A 535-nucleotide genomic window follows, 5' to 3' on the forward strand; every position below is an offset into this window, starting at 1 on the left:
TTTTGCATCGCCATGCATCTACGGCTGAATCATCTATCCAGAATGTAACCGAACCACGTTTACAAAGAGCCTTATTGTACTCCGTCCAGTTAGTTATCTTCTTGTTTGCTTTACCCATATCACCACCATTCCAATCGTTTCAAATGATCAGATCACAGGACTTGGAAAAGGTTCAACTAATTTAGGCAACAACGCCAAGAAAAATCATAAATGCCTAGCGAGTAGTGAGCTGTGCGAGCGTCAGGAGTGGCTTTATTATTTTACTTTACCATCATTCCCTTAAATACCCTTTTGGCAGGATGATGGTCTTCACGCAGTGAGACCATCGCCTTGCTAAGCCTTCAGGGATAAAAAAGCGTACACACCATTATACATAGTATGTACGCTTTATAGATCCAAAAGAAGCATTGCCAGTAAGGGGCTGTCACTCACTCACACGCAAATAGACATATTTTTTACTGTATACTCCAACTGAGTAGGTTTTATCGTTGATGTCAAACGAATAACTTAAATGTATTCGATAACTCGAGCTAGA

The 535-nt window shown here is 40.4% G+C and carries 1 pseudogene; it reads right to left on the minus strand.

Annotated features, from left to right (window positions below):
- Positions 1-118, minus strand: a pseudogene (locus AB4558_RS22015) (IS5/IS1182 family transposase); the annotation flags it as partial.
- Between the last annotated feature and the right edge of the window lie 417 nt (positions 119-535).

The sequence above is a fragment of the Vibrio sp. 10N.222.51.C5 genome, from assembly GCF_041474575.1.
Classification (GTDB): domain Bacteria; phylum Pseudomonadota; class Gammaproteobacteria; order Enterobacterales; family Vibrionaceae; genus Vibrio; species Vibrio crassostreae_C.